This window comes from Georgenia sp. AZ-5, from assembly GCF_043952095.1.
Classification (GTDB): Bacteria; Actinomycetota; Actinomycetes; order Actinomycetales; family Actinomycetaceae; genus Georgenia.
Genome location: NZ_JBINOU010000001.1, coordinates 2,763,561 through 2,787,980 on the forward strand (window position 1 = coordinate 2,763,561; position 24,420 = coordinate 2,787,980).

25 protein-coding genes and 2 tRNA genes are annotated in these 24,420 nt (G+C 70.7%); 14 read left to right on the forward strand and 13 right to left on the reverse strand.

All coding sequences use genetic code 11. From position 1 onward, the window contains the following. Positions 1-669: 669 nt before the first annotated feature. Positions 670-1,332 (forward strand): HNH endonuclease family protein, encoded by a 663-nt coding sequence (locus ACF0H8_RS12965; protein WP_395289317.1) that lies wholly within the window; start codon positions 670-672, stop codon positions 1,330-1,332. Positions 1,333-1,489: 157 nt separating this feature from the next. Here ACF0H8_RS12965 and ACF0H8_RS12970 read toward each other — a convergent pair. Continuing rightward, positions 1,490-1,563, reverse strand: a tRNA-Ile gene (locus ACF0H8_RS12970). Between the two features lie 68 nt (positions 1,564-1,631). Between ACF0H8_RS12970 and ACF0H8_RS12975 the strand changes: the two genes are divergently transcribed. The 6 genes from ACF0H8_RS12975 (at position 1,632) to ACF0H8_RS13000 (ending at position 6,473) form a co-directional block, all read left to right on the forward strand. Further along, complete coding sequence (locus ACF0H8_RS12975) at positions 1,632-2,132, forward strand: hypothetical protein (RefSeq protein ID WP_395289318.1); 501 nt, start codon at positions 1,632-1,634, stop codon at positions 2,130-2,132. 64 nt (positions 2,133-2,196) lie between these two features. Next, a tRNA-Asn gene (locus ACF0H8_RS12980) sits at positions 2,197-2,272 on the forward strand. A 990-nt stretch (positions 2,273-3,262) separates the two neighbouring features. After that, positions 3,263-3,673, forward strand: coding sequence for a PRC-barrel domain-containing protein (locus tag ACF0H8_RS12985; protein WP_395289319.1), 411 nt, complete (start codon positions 3,263-3,265; stop codon positions 3,671-3,673). Between the two features lie 423 nt (positions 3,674-4,096). Next, entirely contained in the window at positions 4,097-4,492 is a 396-nt protein-coding gene (locus ACF0H8_RS12990; protein ID WP_395289320.1) for a hypothetical protein, read from the forward strand. 46 nt (positions 4,493-4,538) lie between these two features. Then, a protein-coding gene (locus tag ACF0H8_RS12995) for an IS5 family transposase (RefSeq protein WP_395290875.1) occupies positions 4,539-5,436 on the forward strand; the annotation gives its coding sequence in 2 pieces (ribosomal slippage) (positions 4,539-4,874 and positions 4,876-5,436; 897 coding nt in all). 193 nt (positions 5,437-5,629) lie between these two features. Further along, a protein-coding gene (locus ACF0H8_RS13000) for an IS5 family transposase (protein ID WP_395290885.1) occupies positions 5,630-6,473 on the forward strand; the annotation gives its coding sequence in 2 pieces (ribosomal slippage) (positions 5,630-5,961 and positions 5,960-6,473; 846 coding nt in all). Here ACF0H8_RS13000 and ACF0H8_RS13005 read toward each other — a convergent pair. From ACF0H8_RS13005 to ACF0H8_RS13030, 6 genes are all read right to left on the reverse strand, one after another. Continuing rightward, entirely contained in the window at positions 6,470-6,991 is a 522-nt protein-coding gene (locus ACF0H8_RS13005) for a hypothetical protein (protein ID WP_395289321.1), read from the reverse strand. The two genes, ACF0H8_RS13000 and ACF0H8_RS13005, sit on opposite strands and share 4 nt — an antisense overlap. A 50-nt stretch (positions 6,992-7,041) precedes the next feature. Next, positions 7,042-8,580, reverse strand: a complete 1,539-nt coding sequence (locus ACF0H8_RS13010; protein WP_395289322.1) for a phosphatase PAP2 family protein — start codon at positions 8,578-8,580, stop codon at positions 7,042-7,044. A 13-nt stretch (positions 8,581-8,593) separates the two neighbouring features. After that, positions 8,594-9,487 carry a metallophosphoesterase gene (locus tag ACF0H8_RS13015; RefSeq protein WP_395289323.1) on the reverse strand — a complete coding sequence of 298 codons (894 nt, stop codon included), beginning with the start codon at positions 9,485-9,487 and terminating at the stop codon, positions 8,594-8,596. 85 nt (positions 9,488-9,572) lie between these two features. Continuing rightward, positions 9,573-10,337, reverse strand: a complete 765-nt coding sequence (locus tag ACF0H8_RS13020) for a hypothetical protein (protein WP_395289324.1) — start codon at positions 10,335-10,337, stop codon at positions 9,573-9,575. Positions 10,338-10,401: 64 nt separating this feature from the next. Further along, entirely contained in the window at positions 10,402-10,881 is a 480-nt protein-coding gene (locus tag ACF0H8_RS13025; RefSeq protein ID WP_395289325.1) for a hypothetical protein, read from the reverse strand. A gap of 211 nt (positions 10,882-11,092) precedes the next feature. Beyond that, positions 11,093-11,602: a hypothetical protein gene (locus ACF0H8_RS13030; RefSeq protein WP_395289326.1), complete on the reverse strand. Its 510-nt coding sequence runs from the start codon at positions 11,600-11,602 to the stop codon at positions 11,093-11,095. A gap of 303 nt (positions 11,603-11,905) precedes the next feature. Between ACF0H8_RS13030 and ACF0H8_RS13035 the strand changes: the two genes are divergently transcribed. From ACF0H8_RS13035 to ACF0H8_RS13045, 3 genes are all read left to right on the forward strand, one after another. After that, positions 11,906-12,574: a response regulator gene (locus ACF0H8_RS13035; protein WP_395289327.1), complete on the forward strand. Its 669-nt coding sequence runs from the start codon at positions 11,906-11,908 to the stop codon at positions 12,572-12,574. A 131-nt stretch (positions 12,575-12,705) separates the two neighbouring features. Further along, the gene (locus ACF0H8_RS13040; RefSeq protein ID WP_395289328.1) at positions 12,706-14,022 is read left to right on the forward strand and encodes a sensor histidine kinase; all 1,317 of its coding nucleotides are present in this window, start codon (positions 12,706-12,708) and stop codon (positions 14,020-14,022) included. Beyond that, the gene (locus ACF0H8_RS13045) at positions 14,019-14,585 is read left to right on the forward strand and encodes a GerMN domain-containing protein (RefSeq protein ID WP_395289329.1); all 567 of its coding nucleotides are present in this window, start codon (positions 14,019-14,021) and stop codon (positions 14,583-14,585) included. The genes ACF0H8_RS13040 and ACF0H8_RS13045 overlap by 4 nt, the downstream gene beginning before the upstream one ends. A 108-nt stretch (positions 14,586-14,693) precedes the next feature. Here ACF0H8_RS13045 and ACF0H8_RS13050 read toward each other — a convergent pair whose 3' ends face one another. After that, entirely contained in the window at positions 14,694-15,062 is a 369-nt protein-coding gene (locus ACF0H8_RS13050) for a PRC-barrel domain-containing protein (protein ID WP_395289330.1), read from the reverse strand. A gap of 22 nt (positions 15,063-15,084) precedes the next feature. On the opposite strand from ACF0H8_RS13050, the gene ACF0H8_RS13055 reads away from it, so the two are divergent. The 3 genes from ACF0H8_RS13055 to ACF0H8_RS13065 all read left to right on the forward strand — a co-directional run bounded on the left by ACF0H8_RS13055 (position 15,085) and on the right by ACF0H8_RS13065 (position 17,116). Next, positions 15,085-15,576, forward strand: coding sequence for a DUF6328 family protein (locus ACF0H8_RS13055; protein WP_395289331.1), 492 nt, complete (start codon positions 15,085-15,087; stop codon positions 15,574-15,576). A gap of 80 nt (positions 15,577-15,656) precedes the next feature. Beyond that, a complete protein-coding gene (locus ACF0H8_RS13060) occupies positions 15,657-15,956 on the forward strand; it encodes a DUF4193 domain-containing protein (RefSeq protein WP_395289332.1) in 300 nt (99 codons plus the stop codon). Positions 15,957-16,321: 365 nt separating this feature from the next. Next, a complete protein-coding gene (locus ACF0H8_RS13065) occupies positions 16,322-17,116 on the forward strand; it encodes a DUF2382 domain-containing protein (RefSeq protein ID WP_395289333.1) in 795 nt (264 codons plus the stop codon). On the opposite strand, the gene ACF0H8_RS13070 is transcribed toward ACF0H8_RS13065, so the two are convergent. The 5 genes from ACF0H8_RS13070 to ACF0H8_RS13090 form a co-directional block, all read right to left on the reverse strand. Further along, positions 17,113-17,961, reverse strand: coding sequence for a DUF2254 family protein (locus ACF0H8_RS13070; RefSeq protein WP_395289334.1), 849 nt, complete (start codon positions 17,959-17,961; stop codon positions 17,113-17,115). The two genes, ACF0H8_RS13065 and ACF0H8_RS13070, sit on opposite strands and share 4 nt — an antisense overlap. 98 nt (positions 17,962-18,059) lie before the next feature. Continuing rightward, positions 18,060-18,671: a hypothetical protein gene (locus ACF0H8_RS13075; RefSeq protein WP_395289335.1), complete on the reverse strand. Its 612-nt coding sequence runs from the start codon at positions 18,669-18,671 to the stop codon at positions 18,060-18,062. Between the two features lie 457 nt (positions 18,672-19,128). Then, the gene (locus ACF0H8_RS13080) at positions 19,129-19,563 is read right to left on the reverse strand and encodes a YetF domain-containing protein (protein ID WP_395289336.1); all 435 of its coding nucleotides are present in this window, start codon (positions 19,561-19,563) and stop codon (positions 19,129-19,131) included. Between the two features lie 26 nt (positions 19,564-19,589). Beyond that, the gene (gene dnaG / locus ACF0H8_RS13085; protein WP_395289337.1) at positions 19,590-21,767 is read right to left on the reverse strand and encodes a DNA primase; all 2,178 of its coding nucleotides are present in this window, start codon (positions 21,765-21,767) and stop codon (positions 19,590-19,592) included. A 43-nt stretch (positions 21,768-21,810) separates the two neighbouring features. Then, positions 21,811-23,124 (reverse strand): deoxyguanosinetriphosphate triphosphohydrolase, encoded by a 1,314-nt coding sequence (locus tag ACF0H8_RS13090; RefSeq protein WP_395289338.1) that lies wholly within the window; start codon positions 23,122-23,124, stop codon positions 21,811-21,813. A 56-nt stretch (positions 23,125-23,180) separates the two neighbouring features. Between ACF0H8_RS13090 and ACF0H8_RS13095 the strand changes: the two genes are divergently transcribed. Beyond that, positions 23,181-24,413, forward strand: coding sequence for a hypothetical protein (locus ACF0H8_RS13095; RefSeq protein WP_395289339.1), 1,233 nt, complete (start codon positions 23,181-23,183; stop codon positions 24,411-24,413). Positions 24,414-24,420 lie beyond the last annotated feature (7 nt).

Genomic DNA, 24,420 nt, shown 5'->3' on the forward strand with positions numbered 1-24,420 from the left:
CGAGCGCTACCAGCAGGAGCTCGACGCGGCGCGAATCCGGATTGAACCTAACCGGGAACGTCGCCGGCGACGGCAGGCGGAGATGGTTGCGGCGACCGGACAGAGGACGTGCTCAACGCGGTCTTCGCTCTGCACTACTTCAACTGCCGATACGCGAACCACATGGCCGAGTACGGCCTACCTGGGCCCCATCGACCGTACGAAGCGCTGGGCGACCTCTACACCCGCGAGCAGATCGAGAAATGCGCGCTGACCCCGTTCCGAGGCCTGATCCAGGACGGCACGCGGGGCGGCTTCGGCGTCGGAAAGAGCCACGACGAACAGATGGAGCAGCTCGCCGCCGAAGTTGCGTCCGGGATTCAGTTGTTACAACCTCGGAGATGCGCTCCACTGGGGCTACTTCTACAGCCGCTGACTAGCCATCTTTCCCCAGCGCGACAGTGCAGAGCCTTGCGACCGCCGGTAAGCCGATGAGGGCGAGGTCCCCAGCATCGGAAGCGACGATGCAAACCGATTCCACGAGGACAATCACCCATCGCTCACGGCAACTATGCGCATAGCTGTCGGTGACCAACTGTTCTTCGTTCCGAAACGAATAGTTTGCCCCACCGGCACCGGTTTCCCAATAGCGTGCTCCCTGCATCCAATACCTGGGGGACCCAAAAAGCCATGCACCGTCTTCGACTCACAGTCGCCGCCTTCCTCGCCTCGCTCCTGACCGCCCTCCTACTGGCGCCCGCGCAGGCGGCCACGACCACGGCCGCCGACCTGTTCGGCTCGCTCACCGTGGCCAGCGAGGGCGGCTCGACCACCTACGACCGCAACTACTTCAACCACTGGATCGACAACAACGGTGACTGCCAGAACACCCGGCACGAGGTGCTGATATGGGAGTCGCAGGTGACGCCGACCTACACGAGCTCGAGCCGCTGCTCGGTCTCCTCCGGCCGCTGGTACTCCTACTACGACGGCGCCAGCTGGACACTGGCCAGTGACGTCGACATCGACCACATGGTGCCCCTCAAGGAGGCCTGGGAGTCCGGCGCACGGAACTGGTCCGCCTACGACCGCGAACGCTTCGCCAACGACCTGGGCTTCGACGCCTCTCTCGTAGCGGTAACGGACAACATCAACCAGTCCAAGGGCGACCAGGACCCGGCCTCATGGCTGCCGCCGCGCAGCGCCGCCCGTTGCACCTACGCCATCGAGTGGGTGCAGGTGAAGTATCGGTGGCGGCTGAGCATCAACGCCGCCGAGCGGGACGCGCTCAGCTCGCTGCTCTCCGGCAGCTGCGGCTCGACGTTGGTCACGGTGCCTGCCCGGGCCCGCTGATGCCGGCACCGCGGCGGATTTCCGCTTCTTGGCCGATGAACTGTGGTGGCCCCCGCCCCCCACGGGGCGGTGCGGCGCCCGCACTTTTTGCGGACTAGCGACGAGGCGGCGGCCGGCGAGAGCCCCGCCACGAGGCGCTGACCTCCACAAACACCGGTGCCCCCGGCAGGACTTGAACCCGCGACCGACGAATTATGAGTTCGCTGCTCTGACCAGCTGAGCTACAGGGGCGCGCCGCGCACCTGGGTGCTGCGGCGGCGTCCAGCCTACCCGTGCCGGACCGGACTACCGTGGTCCACATGATTTTCGGCCGCCGCACGAAGTTGCCGCGCGACGTCGCGTCGCACGTCACCGTCCAGGTGCTCGCCTCCGCGGAGCTCGCCGACGGGAGGTGGGCGGTCGTCTCCCCCGGCGCCCTCGTCGTGGCCGACGCCGACGGCGTCCGGGGCCGGCACCCGTGGCACGAGATCCAGCACGGCAGCTGGGACGGCGAGGCCCGACGGCTGACCATCACCTGGGTGGACGGCGCCCGGGCACCCCTGGTGCTGGCCACGGCGTCGGAGGACTTCGAGCGCTTCACCACCGCGCTTCGCGAGCGGGTCCAGTCCTCGGTCGTGCACACCGAGACGGCGGAGACCGCCAGCGGCGCGCTCGTGCGGGCGCAAGTCCGGCGCGACGAGAACGGCGAGCTGTTCTCCCAGCTTACGGTGCAGGGCCGGCTCGACGGCGACGCGGAGGAGCGCCGCCTCATCGACGCCCTGGAGCGGCGGGTGCGCGCGGCTGTGGGGCTCCCCACATAAGCCCCGGGACGGGGACTCTCGGTCCGGGGCAGCCCGGAATGTTTGCTAGAGTCCTATCTCGCGATCCCGCGTAGCTCAATTGGCAGAGCATCCGACTGTTAATCGGACGGTTACTGGTTCGAGTCCAGTCGCGGGAGCCACGGAAGCCCCGGACCCCAGCGGTTCCGGGGCATGTCTGTACCGGCGTGCAGGATACGTGCAGGAACTCCCATACCTACCCAGGTGGCCGCCGTATCCCCTAACACCGGCACGTTCCGACACTTGAGCGCCGTGAAGGTAGCGTTCCGATCGGAGCCGGCCCATCGGCCCCAGCAACTCCCCCAGGGCTCCGAGGGGGTGACATACCACGCAAGGGTCGCGGACGCTCTGGACGTCGACCGGCACACGCTCGAGCACTGACCCGGGAGCCACTCCCATAGGTACACCAGGCTCGTCTCGATGCGAGCCGGCCGCGGCGATGGCGTCCCCGCGCTCGTTCGCTCCGACCGCATCGGCGGCCCACGGCGGGTCCAAGCGTCTGTAAGAGCCGCGCGCCCAGACCAAACACAGCGAGGGCGACGCCCGGCCAGCGGCGGGAGACCGGCGAGAACGCCGACGACCGCGATCCCGAGCCCGGATGCCACGAGGCTGCCCGCGACAAGCGGATTGTGCTCCTGTGACGCGGCCGGCGCCGTCGCACTGCCAAAGGAGGACGGCGATGTTTGCAAACCCCACGAGCACGCCGACCGTCCAGTCGTCTTGGCCCGCGGCCACGGGCACGACCGGCACGTAGGAGCCGAGGGTCCCCTTCCACAGTCCCGTGGCCCCGTTCATCCAGCCGCCGGTGGCGACGCCTCCGCGCATCCTGACGAAGCGCGGACCGTCGGCCTCCTCCGGTCGAACGTCTCGAGCTTGAGGAGCGCTCGTGCGGGCGGCAACCCAACAGACCCCCAAGCGACGCCCATCGCGAGGGCGTGCGTGGGCGCGTCACCACAACACCCCTCCCCGTCACGAACATGACACCGGTGTGACGGTCCGGTGACGTTCCGGCCGTCGTCGCCGCCAGGGGGTGCCCGCGGGCACCGGCAAGGGCGAGGGTGGTTGGGCAAGCCACAGGCTGGCCCGGTCGGGCCATGACTCAAAGGAGCACCATGATGGAGACGCGCCCCGGAGCCAACCTGGTACCGGTCTCGGAGACCCGCCACACCGTCGCCGACCCCGACCTGGACGTCCGCGGCCGCGACATCGTCACTACGGACGACGAGAAGATCGGCACGGTCGACGAGATCCTCATCGACGACGAGCAGCTGCGGGTGCGTTTCCTCCGGGTGGGCTCCGGTGGATTCCTCGGCCTCGGCAAGCACCACTTTCTCGTCCCCGTCGACGTCATCATCCGCATCGAGCCCGAGCGGGTCTGGGTCGACCGCGACCGTGCAGGGATGACCGACGTGCCCGCCTATGACCCCGAGCTCGTCCAGGACCCGGACTACTACCCCAACTTGTACGGCTGGTGGGGGGCACCGCCGTACTGGGGGGCGGGCTACGTCTATCCGTACTACTGATCAGCCGTGACCTCAGCCGTGACCTCACAGGGCGAGTTGGTCCTCGTCGCCAACAGCGTCAGCCCGGTCAGGCTCGCTGAGATGAACGCCACCGATTAAGGCCGTCACCCATGGCCAACTGGCGCCACTGTGGCGCCACCAGGCGGCCTCCGCAGGACGACTGTGTCCGAAAGCCGTGGGAGCCATCAAGGTCCACGGCGAGGCCATCCCCAAGCCGGCCCAACCTGGCGCGGCAACGCTGGACGCGTCGGCTGGCGTGATGGCCACAGGGCCAGCATCGGCCTACCGATCGGCGCTTCCCGTAGGCGAACGGCTCGCCCCCCAGGGCCAGGGACCGTTGCCCGGGCGGGGCGGGCAACCAACCCGCTTAGCGGCTGCATCGAAGCCATTTCTGGCTTCCCGGGAGGGGAGGGGGTCGAAGGCATGACATGGCGGCGACTGTACGGACGAGACGTCGGCCTCGGGGGAGGCGCCGTTGCCCTCAGTGAGCCCACCGACTGGCGCCCGGGGGCGCTTGACCGGCTCGGCCTAATCCGGTGGCGCCCCGACCTGGACGTGCCCCTGCTCAGCGCCGTGACGGCCGACCTGACCGCCCCGCGGTGGGTCATCATCGAACAGCGTCGGCCGGGTGCTGACCCCGACATGCTGGCCGCGGGTCTCTTCGCCGACCACCACCCTCCGGGGTGGGAGGAACTGATCCGTCACGGCGGTGGCCTGATCATCGCCGTCCAGGACGCCACCTCAGTGCTGCCAGGGGCGCGTTGGCGCACCTGGCGCGCGGGGAGGGTGCGCGCCCACGTGCACCGACCCGCACCCTAGGGCGTGTCTCCCAATAGTCGAGCCGTTGGGCTGAAACGCTGCGGTGGTGTCACGTTATGCCGTGCTGACGGATGCCCAGTGGGAGTTGATCGAGCCGTTGATGCCGTCCTCGGAGGGCCGTCGGGGACGGCGGTTCCGGGACCACCGCGCGGTGGTGGAGGGCATCGTCTACCGCTACCGCACCGGGATCGCTTGGCGGGACCTGCCCGAGTGCTTCGGCCCGTGGCAGACGGTGTGGAAGCGGCACCGCCGCTTCAGCGGCGACGGGACCTGGGACAAGATCCTCACCGCCCTGCTCGCGCAGGCGGATGCGGCCGGACTGGTCAACTGGGAGGTGTCGGTGGACTCCACGATCAACCGTGCCCACCAGCACGCCACGAACCTCCCGAGGGACACAGGGGGAGCTGTCGAATTACATGAAACCCGGCGAGGAGCCGCTTGACCACGCCATCGGCCGCTCCCGCGGCGGACTGAGCACGAAGATCCACCACGTCTGCGACGGCAACATGCGCCCGCTGGTGATGGTGCTCGGACCCGGGCAGGGCGGGGACTCGCCAATGTTCGAGCACCTGATGAACTCTGTGAGAGTGCCCCGGCTGGGTCCTGGGCGGGCCCGGACCACGCCGGTGCGGGCCCTGGCCGACAAGGCCTACTCCTCCAGGGCGAACCGGGCGCTGCTGCGCCGGCGCGGCATCCAGGCCGTCATCCCCGAACGCTCCGACCAGATCGCCAACCGCAAGGGACGCGGGTCCAAGGGCGGCCGGCCCGTCACCTACGACGAAGAGGCCTACAAGCGGCGCAACGTCGTCGAACGCTCCTTCAACGTCTTCAAGCAGTGGCGCGCCCTGGCCACCCGCTACGACAAGCTCGCCCTGACCTACCGCGGCGGCGTCGTCCTGCGAGCGATCACCATCTGGCTCAAGGCATTAAGAGACACGCCCTAGCGGCAAGCTTCTCGGCCTCCCCCGCCGGCAGCAGCAGGCGTCACGAGCCCGCCTAGGCAGCTGGCCTAGCCGGGTCCCGGCGGACAGGGCTAGGGCGTGTCTCCCAATAGTGGGGCCGGTGGACTGAAACGCTGCGGTGGTGTCACGTTATGCCGTGCTGACGGATGCCCAGTGGGAGTTGATCGAGCCGTTGATGCCGTCCTCGGAGGGCCGTCGGGGACGGCGGTTCCGGGACCACCGCGCGGTGGTGGAGGGCATCGTCTACCGCTACCGCACCGGGATCGCTTGGCGGGACCTGCCCGAGTGCTTCGGCCCGTGGCAGACGGTGTGGAAGCGGCACCGCCGCTTCAGCGGCGACGGGACCTGGGACAAGATCCTCACCGCCCTGCTCGCGCAGGCGGATGCGGCGGGACTGGTCAACTGGGAGGTGTCGGTGGACTCCACGATCAACCGTGCCCACCAGCACGCCACGAACCTCCCGAGGGACACAGGGGGAGCTGTCGAATTACATGAAACCCGGCGCGGAGCCGCTTGACCACGCCATCGGCCGCTCCCGCGGCGGACTGAGCACGAAGATCCACCACGTCTGCGACGGCAACATGCGCCCGCTGGTGATGGTGCTCGGGCCAGGGCAGGGCGGGGACTCGCCAATGTTCGAGCACCTGATGAACTCTGTGCGAGTGCCCCGGCTGGGTCCTGGGCGGGCCCGGACCACGCCGGTGCGGGCCCTGGCCGACAAGGCCTACTCCTCCCGGGCGAACCGGGCGCTGCTGCGCCGGCGCGGCATCCAGGCCGTCATCCCCGAACGCTCCGACCAGATCGCCAACCGCAAACGTCGCGGGTCCAAGGGCGGCCGGCCCGTCACCTACGACGAAGAGGCCTACAAGCGGCGCAACGTCGTCGAACGCTCCTTCAACGTCTTCAAGCAGTGGCGCGCCCTGGCCACCCGCTACGACAAGCTCGCGCTGACCTACCGCGGCGGCGTCGTCCTGCGAGCGATCACCATCTGGCTCAAGGCATTAAGAGACACGCCCTAGTGGTCCGAAGTCGGCGACAGGTCGATGACGATCGCTTCGATGTACGGGCCACCGCTCCAGGCCTGGTGGAGGTCGTCGTCCAGGTCGGTCTTGAAACGTTCCTCGACGGCGGTGATGTCGAAGGCGTCGTGGACGGTTCCGGTGACGGAGACGACCATGTCCTGTTCGAGGCCGCCGGTGGCCTCGAGGCTGACGATGAGCAGCGGTCCGACGTCGGTGTCTTCTGTGCCGGCGATCGTGAACGACGTAGGGGAAACAACCTCGGCGACCTCGCCGATGACCGTGACCTCCTCGCCTTCATAGGCGCCCAGGGCGTCGTAGAACTCCGAGTCGTACGGTCCGTCGTACCGGCCGTTGTCGTCCTCGGGCTCCGCCTCGGGGGCAGATGTCTCTTCGCGCTCAGCGCCGGCGTCGGTGTCCTGGTCGGGATCGGTGCCGCCTTGTGAACAGCCGACCAGCGCTGTGGCGGCGGCCGTGGCCAGTGCGGTGGCAAGGGGTCGGTGAGGTGTCCTGGACATGTCGTTTCTCCATCTGTGGTGACGCGGCCGGCCGGCCGCATGGGGACTCTCTACGATGCGCCGCCGACCCGGGTCTTGGGCATCTCGGGCGCCTCTGCTCTGGTGACGCGCAGGTGGTGGCGGAGCCCGGACAGCCAGAGGAGGCCGAGGAGCAGCCCGGCGAGGGTGTCCGTCGGATAGTGAGCCGCGAGGTATATACGGGACGCCATCGTTGCCGCGATAAGCAGTACGACCACACCCACCACTGCCCACTGCCAGCTACCGCGGAAGTAGGAGAGCAGCAAGACGCACAGGGCTCCGTATGCGGCGGTGGTGGCGGCGACGTGGCCGGACGGGTAGCTGGCTGCGGCGGGCAGGCCGGCGGTGAGGTCTTGCACGTCGGGCCGGGCGCGGCTGATGACCTCGCTGGCGACTGCGTAGATCAGCACCTCGCCCGCTACGGCGGCCAAGACGAAGAGCACCGGCCGCCAGCTGCCCCGGTAGGCGTTCGCCAGCACCGCCACGGCGACCGTGGTTGCCACGATCGCCCAGAGCCCGCCCAGCATGCTGATCGCGTCGACGACCTCGGTGAGCTCGGGCGAGCGCAGCGTGAGAGCCGTCTGCACCACCTGTCGGTCCCACCGGCCCACGGCCGTCTCGGCGAGCGGTCCGGTGACCAGCAGGCCGAGTCCGATGACCAGGAGCAGGGTGCCGACGCCGGCCAGGGCGATCCGAGCGGCCGACCGGGCACCGTCGGGGAGGGCGGCTTCGTCGCGCGGCGCGATCCGCATTCCCAGGGACGGTCGCTCGCCCAGCCCGACCGGGGTGATTGAGTCGTGGCGGTAGCGCAGCCACCGGCGGAACGCCGCCGTGGTGACCGCGAGCCAGGCCGTGCCGAGCGCCCAGCCGGCCAGGACGTCGGAGACGAAGTGGACACCCAGAGCCAAGCGGGTGAACCCCACGATGGCGACGAGCAGGGCGGCGGCCTTGAGGAGCAGGCGGCGACGCCAGGGCGGCAGCGCCGACAGCCCCACGAGAGCCAGTGCCCCCCACACCACGACCGACGCCATGGCATGGCCACTGGGAAAGCTGGCGTTCGTGGGCAGCTCCACGACCCGCAGCGGCACCTCGGGTCGGGAGCGGCCGATGAGCGCCTTGCTGATGGGCACCAGCACGCCGAGGCCGATGCCGGTGACTGCGCCGTAGGCGGCCAGGCGCCGCTGCCGGCGGATGAGGAGCCACAGCACGGCCAAGGCCATGATGAAGCCCGCCGTGGCACCGCCTCCGGCCTCGGAGGCGATCCCCAGCGCCTGCACCGCCACCGGGTGTGGCGCGATGAGGTCGTTGAGGCCCTGCGCGACCGCTGTGTCGAGCTCACGCAACGGCGGCCACCGCTGTTCGACCAGGGCGAGCAACGTCAGGAAGGGCAGCGCGCCCAGCACCACGGCCACCAGGCCCACCAGGTTCAGGCCACCGAACCGGCCGGCACCGTCGAGCTCCTTCGCACCGCCGGACGTCTTCCGGATGGCCTGATCGCGCCCTGCCGCATGGGGAGACCGTCGCGGCGCGGATGGTGCCTCGCCGCCGGTCACGTGGTCGCCCTTTCCCATCAAGGTCTACCGGTCAGTCGCCCACGGCGAGTTCGAAGAAGACGAGCTGCGGGGCGGCGCCGATTCTCACCGGGACCAGGCTGAACCCGATGCCACACGTGACGAACAGGACGTTGCCCCGCTGCCCGTAGGCCGTGGGTGCGAACCCGTCCGCGACAACCTCTTCCTCCTCCGTGAGCCCGAGGTAGGACCACCGGGGAAGACCGGGCACCGCCACCTGGCCGCAGTGGGTGTGTCCGGCCAGGGCCAGCGGCGCCGTGCCCGCCGGGAGCCGGGGAAACGCCGTCGGGTTGTGCATCAGAACGACCCTCGCCGCGTCCGCGGGCAGCGCGGCCAGGGCCTTGTCGATGTCGGTGAGTCCAGGCCGCGTCGGCGCCAGCCCGACGACGTACAGCGGCTCGCCGGTCGTCCCGTGGGGCGCCGGGATCCGGGCCGCCCCGTTGTGCAGGACCCTCACCCCGGCGTCGCGCAGAGCCGCCGTGAGGGGGTCCGCGCCGCCGACGGCGTAGTCGTGGTTGCCCAGGACCGCGAAGGTAGGGATCCCCGCGGTCCGCAGTGTCTGGAGAAGCCGGACCACCGTGTTCAACTGCTGGGAGATGCTCGGGCTGTCGCCGTAGAGGAAGTCCCCGGCCACCAGGGCCGCCGCGGGCCGTTCGTCGACGACGCGGTCAACGACGCGCTCCACCATGGCGGTGTTGTCCCACCACATGCCCACCTGCAGGTCGGAGAACACGGCGATGTGGGTTCCCGCCCACTGCTGCCCCAGCTCCGGGAGCTTCGCCCGGTAGCGCCGCTCGTCCAGCACAAGCCGTGGCTCGATCGCCACCCCGTACACCAGGACGGCCATGACCACCATGAGGAGCACGGAACCCGCCCGCACCAGCGTCCGCTTGACCCTCGCACTCATCCGGCAGCCTCTCACTCGTGCCCTGGTCGGCGCCGGCTCGGGACGGCCCGGTGGTGCACCGACTCACCACCGGGCACCGGGTCCCTCACTGGGTCGGCTCGGTCACCGGCTCCGCCGCGGTGACCTTCTCGGCCACGAGCACAAGGTCACCCGTGTACGCCTCGTACAGTTTGTCGTCGAGGTCCAGGCCGAACTCCTCCTCCAGCTCGGCAAGGTCGAGCTGTCGCACGGTGCCTTGAACCTGGACGTAGTCACCGCTGTCGACCTGAGCGTGCTGGGCGTCCAGGACGACCACGGTCCAGCCGGCACCGGCCAGCTGGAACGCCACGGTGCTGAGCACTGCGGTAACCTCACCGGCGATCGTGATGCCCTCCCCCGCTAGCGTCGAGACCTGGTCCGCCACAATGACGACCTCGCCCTCGAACTGCTCGTAGACCTCGTCGTCGTAGTCGACGCCGAACTCTTCCTCGAGGTCGGCGAGGTTGAACTCGCGCACGGTGCCGGTGACCTGGAGCACGGTGTCGTCCTGCACCATGTTCTCGGCGATGTCCGCGCCCATGTCCTGGAAGTTGCCCGTCGAGCTCATGACCGTCACCGAGTCGCCGCCAAGGTCGTCCCCGCCGATGCGGAAGGCGCCCTGGTCGACGATCTCGCTGACCTCACCGCTGACGGTCACGGTCTGACCGACGAGCTCGGCGCCGGGGTCGTTTTCGTCGGGATCGGCCTCGCCGACGTCCTCGACGTCGGTGCCCTGATCGGGACCGGCGCTGTCGTCGGCGCATCCGGCCAGCGCAACAACGGCGGCCACAGCCAACGGGGCGGCGAGGGCTCGGTTTCGGATGGTACGCATGTCAAACTCCGATCCAGATTGGTGAAACCGTGAGTCCGGTTCTCCCGTCAGCTGCCTTCTTTGCTCAGTGACGGTCGAGGTACCGGTCGTAGGGCGGCAGCGTGCCGTCGAGCACGGGGATGTAGACGGGGTAGACGTCGCTTCCCTCGGCCCAGATGGCGGAGGTGAGGGTGGCGCCGGGGGGTTCGTCGACGCTTGGGACGATGACCTGGGTGTCGCCGAAGTTGACCAGCTCGTTGGCGGGGACCTCCACGCGGATGGCAGGCCCGTCCACGCCGAGGACGACGGTGACCACGACATCCTCGACGGCGCCGTTGTCGATCGCCCCGAGCAGGTGCCCCGGCGCACCCGCACCGCGGGTGAGAACCATCAGGTTCTCGGCCGTGACGTCCTCGGTCAGGTCGAGCCGGACGCCGTCGCCGGGGGCGTACTCCTCCAGGGTGTTGATCGGGTTGAGGAAGGAGCACCCGCCAAGCATCAGCGCGGCGCAGCACAACCCGCCTGCCAGGGTCGACCGAACGCGCGTAGGGCCGACGAGGTTCATCGTGTGCCCTCCCCCGGGATCGCCGGTTGCCGGGACCAGTCCAGCCAGATGGTGTTGACCGCCGCGAAGAGCGGAATGCCGAACCCTGCGGCGACCAGGGTCGCGGCCCGCCACACCCGCGGCGCGGCGGGCCGTCGCGCCCGGCCGGCCGGCCACCGGCGCGTCCGCGTGTGGCGGGCGCGCCTGGTCCAGAGGGTCGAAGCGCGCACGGCTACTGGTCCGAGGCGACGGACGTGTCGACGCTGCTGGCGTCGATGTACGGCTCCCCGTCCCACACGTCGAACAGTTCGTCGTCGAGGTCGGTCCCGGCCTGCTCCTCCAGCGTGGCGAGGTCGAAGGCCTCATGGACCGTGCCCGTGACGGAGACCGTCATGTCCGGCTCGAGCCCGCCGACCTCCGTAGTGCTGACGACCAGCAGCGGCGCGACGTCGGTGTCCTCCGTCCCGGCGATGGTGAACGCCGTGGCCGACACGATCTCGTCGACGTCGCCCGAGACGGTGACCTCCTGACCGGAATATGAGTTGATGTCGCTGTAGAACGGCGTGTCGTACGGGCCGACGTACGGGTCGACGACGGCGTCGGCCCCTTCCTGGGTGCCTGCGTCGGCACCCGTCTCAGGGCCGGCAGTGTCGTCCTCGTCGCAGGCGGCCAGCGCCAGGGCTGCGGCCACCGCGAGGCCGGCCGCGGCGAGGCGTCCGGACGTCCGGTCCTTGAGTGCCATGATCTCTCTCCTGCAGTGGACGGCCGGTTCGCGGATCGAACTCTGCGGCCGTCACCACCGTGCGCCTGCGCCGAGCGGGTCCGCGAGCACGGGAAGCCACCCGAGGCGGAACGTCCCTGGACCGCCACCTGCGCGTCACGTTCGTGACGCGCAGGTGGCAGATTCGCTACAACCCCGAGGCTGCCTCCGGGTCCGGGCTCCGGCGCGCGGCGGCCGCGACCGTCGGCTGGCGCAAGGCGCGGACAGCGGGGCCAAGGGTGGCGTCTGGCGCCGGTCGGGGCGGAGACTGCGAGGGTGCGGCGGATGGTGCTCATCATCGAGGACGACGCGCGGATACGCCGGGTCGTCAACCTCACCCTCAGCGCCGAGGGCATGGAGGTCCACGAGGCGGCCACGGGTGAGGAAGGCCTGGCCCTGCTCGGCCAGCGGTCCTTCGACGTCGTCCTGCTCGATCTCATGCTGCCCGGCCGGGACGGTTTCGACATCTGCCGGGAGATCCGGCGAACAAGTGAGGCGCCGGTCATCATGGTCACGGCCCGGTCGGACAGCCACGATGTGGTGGCCGGGCTGGAGGCCGGCGCGGACGACTACATCTCCAAGCCGTTCGTCGCCAAGGAACTCTCGGCCCGGATCCGCGCCCTGCTTCGGCGGTCCGCCGCCTCCCCGGCCCAGCGCAACGTGATCGTCGGTGACCTCGACATCGCCCCGCACAACGGCCTGGTCCTCAAGGCAGGGGTGCCCCTGGACCTGACCAAGACCGAGTTCCGGCTCCTCAGCGAGCTCGCCTCCACGCCCGGCCGGGTGTTGAGCCGCGAGGAGCTCCTCGAGAGGGTCTGGGGCTACGACTATTTCGGGGACATCCGCCTCGTCGACGTCCACATCCGGCGCCTGCGGAAGAAGGTCGAGATCGACCCGACGAACCCGGCGGTGGTCATCACGGTGCGGGGCATGGGATACCGGTTGGGGACATGACGGGCAGCGCCCACGGCCAGGCGGAAATGACGTCACGGGGCCCGGCTGGAGCGCGGGGTCCTGACACCCCTGGCTTCCTCTCCCGGGCCCGTTGGCGCAGTCTTCGTGGCCGCGCCACGATCACCTTCGCCGTGCTGGCGCTGGTGCTCTCGGCCGCGATGGCGCTGACCGTGTGGCTCACGGTGTCCCAGTACCTCCTCATTCAGCGCGAGCGGTCTACCGTGGCGCAGGTCGTGGCCAACGTGGAGCAGGTACAGCGGTCCTTGCAGACCCAAGGCCTCAGCACACCGGAGGTGCTCTCGCAGCTAGGCCGGGAGACCGGCTCGACCTCCCTGCTGGCCGATGGCGGGGAGTGGTTCACCACCTCGTTGCGCATCGGTCGTGACGATCTCCCCGCCGCCTTCCGGGAGACAGTGATAGACGGGCAGGCCTCGCGCCAGCGCATCGAGGTCCACGGCCGCACCATGATGGCGGTCGGAGTGCCGTTGGCCGGCCTGGGACAGGCCTACTTCGAGGTCTTTCCCCTCGATGAGCTGGACAAGACCCTTCGGATCCTCAGCCTCGTGCTCGTGAGTGGGGCCACGGTGGTGCCGGTGGCCGCCCTGGCGCTGGGCTGGTGGGTCACTCGTCCGGCCCTGCGGCCGCTAACCGGCGTGGCGGAGGCGGCCGCGGCCATCGCGGCCGGTGACCTCGACGCCCGGATCGATCCAGGGCGCGACCCCGAGCTCCTCCCTATCGCCGCGTCGTTCAACGCCACCGCGGCCGCACTCCAGCGTCGAGTACGGGCCGATGCCCGCTTCGCCGCCGACGTCAGCCACGAGCTGCGCAGCCCGCTGACGACCATGGTCAGCGCCCTCGCCCTGGTTCAGGATTACCGGGAGCGCCTGCCCGAAGATGGCCGAGAGGCGCTGGACCTCCTCAAGTCCGAGGTGGACAGGTTCACCCGGCTCGTGCAGAACCTGCTGGAGATCTCCCGGACCGATGCCGGCAGTGACGACCTGGCCCTCGCCGAGGTCCGGCTCGCCGAGTTCGTGCGATGGACCCTGAAACCACGGCTGCGACACCATCTCCACGTCGAGGCCGACGCTGCCGACCTCACCGTCCGGATCGACAAGCGGCGCCTGGAACAGGTCCTCGCCAACCTCATGGACAACGCCGAGCGGCACGGCGGCGGACTGGTCTGCGTGACCGTCACGCGCGACAACACCGCCGCAGTGGTCGCCATCGATGACGCCGGCCCGGGCGTCCCGGCCGCCGACAGACAGCGCATCTTCGAACCCTTCGCACGCGGCCCCGGCAGCGACCGGGAAAGAAGCGACGGGGCCGGCCTGGGCCTTGCCCTGGTGGCCCGGCACGTCCGTCTCCTCGGCGGTGAGATCAGGGTCGAGGACAGCCCACAAGGTGGCGCCCGCTTCGTGCTCACCCTGCCCCTGGAGGGACCCCGATGAAGCAACTGATCTCAGCCGTGCTGACACTCGCGGTCATCCTGCTGCCCGGCTGCGGCGTCCTCCCCGAGCAGGAGCCGACGGCGATCGAGATCGCCCGCTCCGCCACCCCCGCCCAAGCGGCGCCCGACGCCGGCCCCTTCACCATGACCGTGTACTACATCCACGACGACCGGCTCAAACCGGTGCCACGCGCCGTCTCTCAGACCTCCGCCACCACCGCCCTGTCCCTCCTCACCACGGGCCCGACCCGTAGCGAAGTCGCCACCGGCCTGCGCACCGCCCTCACCCCGCAGACCCTCACGCTCACCACGGACGAGGAGAGGCCGGATACCGCAGACGTCGCCGTCACGCCGGACTTCACGAGCATCACCGGCGAGAACCAGCTGCTCGCCGTGGCCCAACTCGTGTGGACCGTCACCGAACTCCCCGGCGTCAGCCGTGTCCGACTCTCCGTGGATGGCGAACCCCTCGAGATCCCCACCGACCGCGGGCTCTCCCGGGCACCGGTGGGACGACCCGACTACACATCCGTGGCCCCGAGCGCACGGCCGAAGTTCCCGTAGCAGCCATCGGCTCCGGCTGACCGGAGCGCCACCCAGGGTGCTCGCCCGCGCCCCCACTGTCGACGTCACAAAGAAGGCCGCACTGGCGTAACCAAGGTGACACCAGGCTTACGATCCCATGACGTTCTCTCCGGCGCGGCACCTCATGCTGTGCCCCCGCGCCGAGCAGAGAGACGCTGGTGTAACCACCCGGCGGCGCCGCCTGGCGACGGGCCGGCCCCCATAAGGAGCGCGCCATGACCCAAACGAGCCCTGGTGCCAACTTGGTTCCGCTCTCGGAGACCCGCCACACCATCGCCGAACGTCGACGAGGACGCGGAAGTGGTCCTTGCCGAGGCCGAGGAATCCACCGGAGCAGACCCGGAGGAAGCGCACGCGCAGCTGCTCGTCGTCGATGAGGATCTCGTCGACCGTGCCGATCTTCTCGTCGTCGGTAGTGACGACGTCGCGACCGCGGACGTCCAGGTCGGTAACCACTCAGGTATGAGGAGGCACCGGCATGTCCGACTACGACAGCCGCGGCGATGCTCGCGACCCGCAGTACCGCGACATCCTGACCCTGGACCGAGAGCTCGGCGAACTGACCGCCGAACTGAGGACGGTCATCCCCGGAGTGACCGTGCTCCTCGCCTTCCTCCTCACCGTCCCCTTCTCATCCGGATTCCCCGCCCTCGGCGGGATTCAGCAAATCGCTTACTTCACCGCATTCCTCTCCACCGCCCTCGCCCTTGTACTCCTGCTCGGCGAGGGCGCCTACCACCGCATCCGGGGCAAGCCTTACGACAAGGGACTCCTCCTGAAGACGGCGACCCGGCAGACAGTGACAGCGTTGGTCCTCGTCGGGATCGCGCTCGGCGCCGTCATCTCCCTCGTCACCGACCTGCTCTACGGGCCGGGCGCCTCCGTCCCGCTCACCGCAGCGGTGCTCGCGCTCGTCGCCATCACGTGGTTTGGCCTCCCCCTCAAGCGGCGCCTGCGGGGCGAGCCGTGAGAGGTCCATGCCGCGGTGAGAAGCGGCTCCACAACCGGTGTCCCAGGTCCCGGCAGCGGCCGCCATCCCTGGAGGTAGCAATGACCGTCAACTATGACGCACCCCGCGACGACGAGGAACAGTTCGAAGGATCGCTGGAAGCACTGGCCACCGAGGCCGACGCGAAGAACTCGAACGTGATCGACGCCGAGGACGAGATGAAGTCCACGGACGGCCCCGAACTACCGTACGCAGACCTCTCCAGCGAAGAACTGACCGTGCGTGTGCTGCCGCCGCAGGCAGATGAGTTCACCTGCTCTCACTGCTTCCTGGTTCACCACCACAGCCAGCTTGCCTACAGGGACAACGGCCATCCGGTGTGCGCCGAGTGCGCCGCCTGAGCTGCGCCATAGCCAAGGTGGCGGAGCACCGCGAGGACCACCAGACCAACCGACCACGACGGCGATGACCATCGCGACCGACAGCGCCACACGCATGTCATCCGTTACTGAGGTGCCTTCCTCCGGCTCACCGAGGCCACCGCCACAACGGGTGTGTGCCCGCTTACTGCGTCTCGATTCCTTCGTTCACACATAGCCAGAGACTGAGCCCGCAATACCCGCTTGACACCCGCGCACCACAGCGCTGCTCGACCGCAAGCACCCTGCTCGACCGGACGTTTCGGAAGGATCACTCCCTATGCAGAAGTAATGGTGCCGGACCTACGTCAACCGTGGCCGTATTCCATACCCGCAGGAGAGCACCAATGATCACCAACGACCAGGTTCAAACCCTTATCGGCACCAAGGCCGCCGTCATTGGAAGCGATGGCGAGAAGCTCGGCACCGTCGGTCAGGTCTACCTTGACGACGTCACCGGCCAACCCCAGTGGGTCACCGTCAACACCGGGATGTTCGGCACGTCGCAGTCCTTCGTCCCTCTGGACAATGCCACCATCGAGGGCGACACCCTGCGTTTGCCCTACGACAAGGACACCGTCAAGGACGCCCCCCGCGTAGAGGACGACGGTCACCTCGAACCCACCGAGGAGGAGCAGCTATACCGCTACTACGGAATGAGCGACGCCTACGCGACCACACAGGCCCAGGACGACAGCGCAATCCTCAGCGGCACCAGTGGCGATGACACCACCACGGGGTACGACACTTCCGGCCCCACCACTGACACCGCGATGACACGCTCCGAGGAGGAGCTCAACGTCGGCACCGCGCGCCGGGAGGCCGGACGCGCCCGGCTGCGCAAGTACGTCGTGACCGAGCAACAGACCGTCAACGTACCGGTCAGCCACGAAGAGGTCCGGGTCCAACGAGAGCCCATCACCGACGTCAACGTCGAAGCGGCCACGGACGGCCCCGCCATCTCCGAGGAGGAACACGAGGTCGTTCTCCATGAGGAGGTCCCGGTCGTGTCCAAGGATGCCCGCCCGGTCGAACGAGTCCGGCTGGACACCGAGACCGTCACCGGCGAGGAGGAGGTCACCGAGGACGTCCGCAAGGAGCAGATCGAGCTCGAGGGCGACGAAGGCGCCGGCCGCGTCTAACTCCAAGCCCGAGGCGGGGCGCACCTGGGCGGGCGCTGGCCCGCACTCCGGTGCGCTCCAACCGCAGTGCGCCGGCCGGCGGGAGGCCGCCGGCCTGCCCGCGGCAAGACGTTCGACTCCTGGGCAGCACGACCGACGGCGGGTACACAGCCGAATAAGCCCGTATCCCCGCCGGGGTGCGCAGGGGCGGAGCTAGGACTCCTTGTGTGCCTGCCCTTCGGCCAGGGACGCGGAGACGTGCTCGGCTCGGGGAGGAAGACTTCCAGGTGGCGGGGTTGGTGGCCCGCGGCGCGAAACGCCTCGGCCAGCAGCGGGACGTGCCCGCGCAGCGCGGCCCGGAGGGGTCCTTCGCCAGCGCGATCGCCGACACGCTCAACCAGCGTGAGCGCCACGTGCATGACCGACGGTGAGCCGGACGCGTACCACCGCAGGTTGTCCAGGACCGAGGAGGTCACTGTGACGACGTCCGGATACGGAGCGTGCACCCGCACGACGTGCTGCTCTTCGAACCGGGCCGGTGAGGGCATCTTCCGGCTCGCGAGCAGGGACAATCCAGCGGAGAGGTCGTCGACGGCGTTGATGGCGGTGTATGGGTCATTCGTGCCCGGCGACAACGCCCGCACCGCGAGCTCTGTGAGCTGCTGGACAGCGAAGCCGGCATCTTGGTGAGGGTTGCGGGCGTCACCGGCAACAACGACCGAGCGCACCCGCGCCTGGCCAGGGCTTCGGTAGTGCCTCAACGCTTCTGTTTCACGCGGCGCAGCCACCATCACCCTCAGCTCGGCGTGGCCGCAGCACCGCCAACGACCAGCCCACAATGAGGATGACCGGTGAATGAGCTGCATCCCGTGACAAGGCGCGCTGGCGTCCTTACCCGCATGTCGGCGGCGCCTGTGGTCCCAGAGCAGAGGCCCGGCTCTGTACCGCCGGCTTCGAGGGACTGTCAGACCCGGTCGTGCTGGCCCGCCCGGTCGACCTTGCGGTGATAGTGCATACCGGCCCTGCCGCCGAGGACCGCGCCGACCAGGGTGATCAGAGCGATGGCCAGCAGGCCCACGATCCCGGTGAGGGTCAGGTCGTCCATGGCGATCGGGAGTCCTAGGGTGTCGAACTGCGCCCCGATGTCGAACCGGTCGCCCGCAGCGGCGGCGAGCACGCCGACCACGACGGCGAAGAGCACCGCCCACAGCCACACGGCCAGCCCTTGCTTGACCCCGTCCAGACGTGCCATCCGCCCGGCCACGTACCCGCCGCAGAAGTAGGCGATAAAGAGGACGACGAGCAGGACGATGCCGCCGACGGTACTCAGGGACTCCAGGTTCTGGTTCGCCCGGTCGGCAGCGTCCTCGACGCTGGTGGACTGAGCCGCTCCAGCGCCCACCCCGGCCGCCGCGGCGATCGCGAGCAACAGCGCGGCCGTGCCGGTGGCAGCGAGCCAGCCGAAGAATCCCGAGCCGAGCTTCATGCCCCCGAACGCCTCCTTCTCGCGGGCAAGCCTGCGCCGGTGGTTATCGATCGGCTCTTGAGCGTCGTTCGCCTCTGGTGTGGTGCCCACGGTCGCCCCTTCGCTCACCCGTCACCCTTTACTACGACGGTAGGGCGTGCAGGTACCACCCGCCATGCGAGGCCGAAATCGTCAAACTGTGAACACGCCTTCCATTGCCGGTTCCCGGAAGTAGGGAGGTCGACCGCTGGATGTACTCAGGCACAAAGTGAGTTGATCGCGGACGCAGTGGTTCTCCGGTCGCACCGACAACAGGCCCGGGCAGCAGCGAACGGTGCACGAACGTCGCCCGATGAGGTAGGCGGACCGCTCCGCGGAGGGACGCCACCATCGTCCCGCTCGTCCGGCAGGTCGCGATACCGCGATGCATGATGGCCGGGTTGAGACCACCGATGGCCGTCGATGCATGGGAGCTCCCGCCCATCGAGCCGAACCAGCTCGGTATCGGCGCCCTGGTCATCGTCGGTGGCTGGGCGGTCTCGCGGCTGGCCCGCACGGCCCTGCTCCGCTACTGGTCCTGGCGGGGACGCAGCCCCAGCTTCAGCAGGGTGTTCTCCTCGATGGCGGCCTGGGTCGTCGTCGCCCTGGCCGTCGGCAGGGGCCTGACGATCGCCTTCCCCAGCGTGAGGCCGATCAACATCCTGAGGATTCCGCGTCGCAGCACACTGATCGTCCCGGTCGGTTCCAGGATGACAGCAGCCACCTCACGATCGCTTCTGATGCCCGACTGGCGAAGTCGGGCGCGCAGCTCCGCCTCCGTCACGCGGAGTCGGTGCAGCTCGTCGCGGAGCACCGTCGGCCCTGCCATGAGCAGCACCGCCTGGCTGTTGACCAGACGTTCCCAACCGCCGCGCCCAGTGCCGCGCCCCGGCGCGATGCCGCCGGTATTCCGGCAACGCACGTGTCCGGCACCCACGAACGCGGCAGCCGTGCCGCCTCGCACCCGGAGAGCGTCCGGGACGGCGCCCGTCACTCCGGGCTGAGGGACCGCCGGCGGTTCTCGAGGGCCATCAGCTCGGCGAAGATCTGCGCGTAGCCGGGGTCGTTCGGGTCGGTACGCTGCAGCCGGCCCTTGACGTCGGCGATCTCGCGGGTGAGTCCCATCCGGATCAGGGCGACCAGCACCCCGCGCGCGTAGCCGGAAAGGGCGTCGGGCCGGTCCTCGGGCAGCGGCGCGACGGCGAGCTCGGTGATCACGCCGGCCACCGGCCCGACGGCGTTCTCCCGCACCTGTTCCGCCCACCACGCGGCCGCGTGCCGCGCGGCGTCTCCCCCGCCGCGCTCGGCGGTGAAGCGCTCCACCTCCGCGCCGTAGGCCCGGGTGCCGCCGGCGGCACGGATGGCGTCGTGCACCCCGCGGTAGGACGGCACGGTGAAGGTGTCGGGCGCGAGCTCGTCGAACCCCGCCGCCAGCGCGTGCTGCGGGAGCTGCAGGACCACCTCGAGCACCTGCCGTTCCAGGCGCGCCACCGGGTCCTCCCGCGGCGGCCGCTGCCCGCCCGGCATGAGACCCGCCTCCTCGCGGCGGTGGACGCCGCCCGGCTCCCGGCCGCCGTCGCGCCAGCCGGGCCGCGTCTCGCGCCGGTCCTGCCGGCCGCCCTCGCGGGGGCCGGGGCGCGACTGGCGCCAGTCCTGCCGGCCGGCCGGCCGGTCGGACCGGCCCGCCCACGTGCCGCCCGGGCGCCCGTCCGAGGAGCCGCGCCCGCGCGGGTCGTCGCCGGCGCCGCCGTCGTCGCCGGGATCGGCTGGCAGAGGCTCGCCCTCGCGGCCCGGGTGCGCGGCGGCGCGCTCGGCGGCCTGGACGGCACGGCGCACGGTCGGCTCCTCCATGCCCAGCCAGCCCGCCAGCTCGCGGGCGTACTCCCACCGCAGCGCCCGGTCGCGGATGCCGGCCACCACGGGGGCGCCGGCCCGCAGCGCCGCCACCCTGCCCTCGGCCGTGGACAGGTCCAGCTGGTTCAGCACCGAGCGGATGGCGAAGGCGAAGAGCGGCTCCCGCGAGGCGACGAGCTCGCGCACCGCGGCGTCCCCGCGCTGGAGCCGCAGGTCGCACGGGTCCAGGCCGTCCGGCCCGACGGCCACGAACGTCTGGGAGGCGAACCGCTGGTCCTCCTCGAAGGCGCGCAGGGCCGCCTTCTGCCCGGCGGCGTCGCCGTCGAAGGTGAAGATCACCTCGCCGCCGCGGGTGGCGCCGGAGGAGAAGATCACGCCGGCCGCCGCGTCGGCGGAGTCGCCCAGGAGCCGGCGGACGATCTTGATGTGGTCGGTGCCGAACGCCGTGCCGCAGGTCGCGACGGCGGTGCCCACGCCCGCCAGGTGCGCGGCCATGACGTCGGTGTAGCCCTCGACCACGACGACGCGCCGCTCCTTGGCGATCGCGCGCTTGGCCAGGTCCAGGCCGTAGAGCACGTGGGACTTCTTGTAGATCGGCGTCTCGGGCGTGTTGAGGTACTTCGGCCCCTGGTCGTCCTCGTACAGCCGCCGCGCGCCGAAGCCGACGGTCTCCCCCGTGATGTCCCGGATGGGCCAGACCAGCCGGCCGCGGAAGCGGTCGTACACCCCGCGGTTCCCCTGGGAGACGAGGCCGGAGGCGGTGAGCTCCGCCTCGGTGAACCCGCGGCCGCGGAGGTGGCGCAGCAGGTGGTCCCAGCCCTTGGGGGCGTACCCGACGCCGAACGTGGCGGCCGCGGCGCGGTCGAAGCCGCGCTCGGCCAGGAAGCGGCGGGCGGCCTCCGCCTCGGGGGTGTCCAGCTGGCCGGCGTAGTACTCCTCGGCCACGCGGTGGGCGTCGACGAGGCGCTGGCGTCGCCCCGGCTCCTCCCGCCGCCGGCCGTTGCCGCCGTCCTCGTAGCGCAGCTGCACGCCGACCTTGCCCGCGAGGTGCTCGACGGCCTCGGTGAAGGGCAGATGGTCAATCTTCTGGACGAACGCGATGACGTCCCCGCCCTCGTCGCACCCGAAGCAGTGCCACAGCCCCAGCTGGGGGCGCACGTGGAAGGAAGCGGTGCGCTCGTCGTGGAAGGGGCACAGGCCCTTCATGGAGCCGACGCCGGCGGGCTTGAGGGTCACGTAGGTGCCCACGATCTCCTCGATGCGGGCCCGTTCGCGCACGGCGTCGATGTCCTCGCGACGGATCAGGCCTGCCATGGCGCCAGTGTAGGTGTCCCCGCCGACGCGCCCCGTCCGCCACTCAGTAGGTGGTGGAGAGCATGCCCCGCAGCCGCGCGTGCCAGTGGTGCGCCGAGGTGTCGGTCAGCGACGCGACCTGGTCCACCACCACCCGCAGCCTGGTGCCGTCGTCGCCCGCCTCGCGGAAGTCGGCGGCGAAGGGCGGCTCGAGGTGCCGGGCACCCGTCTCCATCAGCACGTCGACGAGGTCGAACAGCACGGTGCGCTGGGAGAGGTACAGCGGCTCCGACTCGCGCGGCGCCATGACGTACAGGGCGGCCACGCCCTTGAGGACGACGATCTCCGCCAGCGTGCCGTCGGGCACGACCAGGTCCGCGGCGTACCGGGTGAGGCGCCCCGCGCCGTACCGCTCCCGGGTGGCGTCCTCGGCCGCCCCGCAGAAGCGGCCGATGAGCTGGCTGGTCATGTCCTTCAGCGCGGCGAGGTCGCGCCGGGACCCGTCGTAGGAGGGCACCCAGATGGGCAGCGCGACGAGCCGCTCGATCGCCGCGCCGAGCTCGTCGTCGGACACCGGCGGGTCGTACCACTCGCGCACCTGGCCGACCACGCGCTCCTGCTCGCCCGCCGCCCGGAGCCGCGCGAGCTCCACCCGGCCGCCGACGATGGCGTCCTCCACGTCGTGCACCGAGTACGCGATGTCGTCGGAGAGGTCCATCACCTGGGCCTCGAGGCACCGCCGGCCGGCCGGGGCGCCGTCACGCAGCCAGCTGAACACCGGCAGGTCGTCGGTGTAGACGCCGAACTTGCGCGTGGTGGTCCCGTCGGGGCGGACGGGGCCCCCGCTCCGCGGCCACGGGTACTTCGTGGCGGCGTCCAGGCTGGCCCGGGTGAGGTTCAGGCCCACGCCCGTGCCGTCGTCGGCGAAGGTCTTCGGCTCCAGCCGGGTGAGCAGGCGCAGCGTCTGCGCGTTGCCCTCGAACCCGCCGATGCCGTCGGCCACCTCGTTCAGCGCGCGCTCGCCGTTGTGGCCGAACGGCGGGTGCCCCAGGTCGTGGGAGAGGCACGCGGCGTCGACGACGTCGGGGTCGCAGCCCAGCGCCTTGCCGAGCTCGCGGCCCACCTGCGCGACCTCGAGGGAGTGCGTGAGCCGGGTGCGGACGAAGTCGTCGCTGGAGGGGCCGAGCACCTGGGTCTTCGCGCCGAGCCGGCGCAGCGCCGAGGAGTGCAGCACCCGGGCCCGGTCACGCTCGAACGGCGTGCGGCGGGGGTTCTTGGCCGGTTCGTGCCACCACCGCTCCCGGTCCCGGGCGGTGTAGGCGCGGGCCTCCACGGCGGCGTCCGCCTCCCGGTCGAGGGTCGAGGGGTCGTCGGGCACCCCCCGAGCCTACGGGATGGCGTGTGCCACCCGGCGGGGTGGGTCACAATGGCCGCGTGACCGAGCCCAGGACCGCCGCGGCGTACCCCGAGCGGGCCGCGGCCGGGAGAGCCGGCGCCGCGCCGCTCGGGCCGGCCGTCCGCCTCGGCCGCGTCACGACGACGACCCTGGTCCACAAGCACAGCCGCGCCCCGGAGCCGTGGTGGCACCACGCCGCGGTGTACCAGCTCCGGGAGCCGCTCGACCTCGCCGGCGCGCAGACGCTCGCGGCGGAGATCTCCCACGTCTCCAGCCTCGGGGCGGACGCCGTGCAGGTCCGCTGCCCCGATCTCGACCCCGCCGCCGCCGACGCCGGAGAGGTCCTCGGCGCCCTCGTGCACCGGGCGCACCAGCGCAGCCTGCGGCTCGTCGTCGAGGTCGCCGGCTCCGACGCACCGCCCGGCGTGTCCGACACCGCGGCCTGGCACCGCGGGCGCGTGGCCGACTGGCTGCGCCTGGGCGCCGACGGCGTGGACCTCTCGGTCGCCGGGCCGGTCGAGCCCGGGCCGCACGTGCACCCGGACATCGACCTCGGCGCGCTGCAGGTGATGGTCGCGGAGCAGGAGAGGGACGCCGTCCTCACCGGCGCTGCCAGCGCGATGGATCTCGAGAGCCTCTCCGCCCACCTGCACGAGGACTGGCCGCACGTGGCCAGGGACGACCGGCTGGTCACGACCCCCTGGCGCGCCGCCGACCTGCGCGCCGCCATCACCGACGCCTACGTGCGGCGGGACCCGCTCGGCGCCGCCGCCGGATGGGCCATGCCGCGGGCCCGGGAGGGCTCCGGCCCGCCCGCGTGGGCCTCGCCGTCGCGGGAGGTCCTGCGGGCGCGGCTGCGCGCGGCCACCCTGCTGATGCTCGCCCTGCCGGGCTGCGTGTACCTCCGGCACGGCGAGGAGGTCGAGCTCGTGCCGCGCGGCGGCGTGGCGGAGTCCGTGCCGGAGGTGACGGCGCGGGCCCGGGAGCAGCGCGGCCAGGCCGGCTCGACCTTCGAGCGCTACCGGCTCGCGATGCGGCTGCGGCACGAGCTGCGGCTCGGCACCGGACCGCTGGCGTGGATCGACGACGCCCCGCCGGGCACGCTGGCGCTGGTCAACCGCCACGTCATGGTCCTGGTCAACGTCGCCGCCGAGGCTGTGACCATCCCGCCCGAGCGGGAGGTCCTCCACACGAGCGGGGACCTGCTGGGCCCCGCCGACGGCGGGCTCACCGTGCCCCCGGACACCACGGTCTGGGTCGCGCTGGAGTGACCGCGGC